This is a genomic window from Ilyobacter sp. (assembly GCF_041583315.1).
GTDB lineage: Bacteria > Fusobacteriota > Fusobacteriia > Fusobacteriales > Fusobacteriaceae > Ilyobacter.
Genome location: NZ_JBFHGC010000535.1, coordinates 1 through 1,960, shown reverse-complemented (window position 1 = coordinate 1,960; position 1,960 = coordinate 1). Strand labels below are relative to the sequence as shown.

Here is a 1,960-nt window from a genome sequence, read left to right as displayed (position 1 = left end):
TCATGGAGGCTCTCTCATTTACCTCTATATGTTTTTGTAATAGCTCACCATTAATATTTCCCTTCTTAAGTACCCACGGCATTTTTACAACTTCATTAAAAATTAGATTCTGTGCTCCTTTCCCGAGAACAGTCCTTCCCCTGGCAGGAAGATTTACATAAAACCTGAAGGTCAGAATATCTTCTTTTATGTCCACTGCACTTCTCTTCAGTATCTCCTGTCCCGGAGAAAGTATGGATAGGTCTGCACCCTTTACATTTCTGGAACCTCTGACCTTTCTCTCTCTGAGAAATATATTGATTCTTCTGAGAACATAGTCTTCAAAAGCTACTTTTCTGGATGCTCTGTCATAAAGTTCTTTTTTATACCCGTATTTTATCAGGTCTATTTCACACGAAAAAAGAGAGGGAGATGCATATGGATCTCCCTGAACTTTTAAAATATTTAGAGTATAATCTTTAAATTTATAACTTCCCTTTATATCGTTGTAGGCTTTATAACCTTTTCCGTCTATTCTTTTTAATATGGTTTCTAAATTTTTCAAAACAATCACCTACATTGTTACTGATATTATCCTAGATTCACCTATCTCTTTATTCATAGTTACACCGTAGAGAGTGTCGGATTCTTTCATAGTCTCCTTATTATGAGTGATTAGGATGAACTGTGATTTATCAGTAAACTCCTTCAATTTTCTTATCAATTTTTTTGTGTTGGTCTCATCTAGAGCGGCCTCAATCTCATCAAAAAAAGTAAAGGGACTTGGCTTGTACATAAATATGGCCATTATGAAGGCCACTGCCACCATAGATTTTTCTCCCCCAGACAACAGGGTTATGGACTGACGTTTTTTATTTCTGTATTTCACCAGGAGTTCTACCCCGGTTTCTTGAAGATTTTCCATATTTGTTAGCTCTAGTTTCCCTTCAGAATTGCTGAGTATCTCTCTGCACATATATCCGAAGTTTTCATTTATGGACTTATAGGCTTCAAAGAACTTCATCTCTATAATGCTCTCTATATCTTTAATGAGTTCTCTCAAGGATTTTTCACTACTCATAAGGTCATTCCTCTGACTCAGGACAAAATCATATTTAGTCTTAAGCTCCTGAAACTCCTCTATAGCCAAGAGATTTACAGGACCTAAAGCCTTTATCCTTACCTCTAGCTTCATGAGTCTCTCAGTTGCTTCTTTCAGGTCACCCTCTACAGACTTAGCCTCTGCTTCTTCAAGTTCGTGAAGTTTGCCCTTTAGGTTTTCTATCTCTATTTCCAGGTTACCTTTTTTAGAGAACTCTTGCGACAGTTTATTATTCTCTATGACTATTTTATTTTCAATATTTTTTACCTGTTTTATGAGTTCTCTTTCCTCTTTTTCAAGTTCATGATACCTGTTTTTCTTGCTCTTTATATCCATGAATTCTTTTTCGTATCTCACATTTTCATTTTCAAAGGATTTTTCCAGATCATCAAGTTTTTCTGATAGCTCCTCTATACCGCCATAAAGTTTTTCTACCCTCTCAGACAACATGTTTCTCTGTCCTTCCATCTCTTTCTGCAGCTCTTTCTCTTTTAAAAGCTCTCTTTGAATCTGTTTCAATTTTTCCTTATTGTTCAGGAAGTTTATCTTTTTATCTGAAAAATCATTTTTTATACTTTCTATCTCATCTTTCAGCTTCATTACTTTTTTATTATCTTCCTCTATAGTGCTTCTGAGGTTATCCATTACTTCTTCTATCTCTAGTTTTTTACCCTGGGCATTTTTCTCCTGCTTCTTGTATTCTGAGATATAGAGCTCCTCTTCTTTGATCTCCATCTCCACTACCTTCATGCCTTTTATCAGTTTTTCCTCTTTTGATTTCATGTCTTCCAAGAGTTCTGCCAGTTTCTTCACATCCAGACGGAGCTTCTCTTTGAGGTCATCCATGGTCATGAGCTCTTCTTCGGTTTTTTCCATTAG

At 35.9% G+C, this 1,960-nt stretch carries 2 protein-coding genes; both read right to left on the bottom strand.

All coding sequences use genetic code 11. The annotated features are described in order from the left end of the window. Positions 1-544 (bottom strand): ABC-ATPase domain-containing protein (locus ABZA26_RS13910; RefSeq protein WP_372715094.1); only part of this gene is annotated, 544 nt, incomplete at its 3' end. A gap of 9 nt (positions 545-553) precedes the next feature. Continuing rightward, positions 554-1,960: AAA family ATPase (locus ABZA26_RS13905; protein ID WP_372715093.1), on the bottom strand; the 1,407-nt coding region annotated here is incomplete at its 5' end.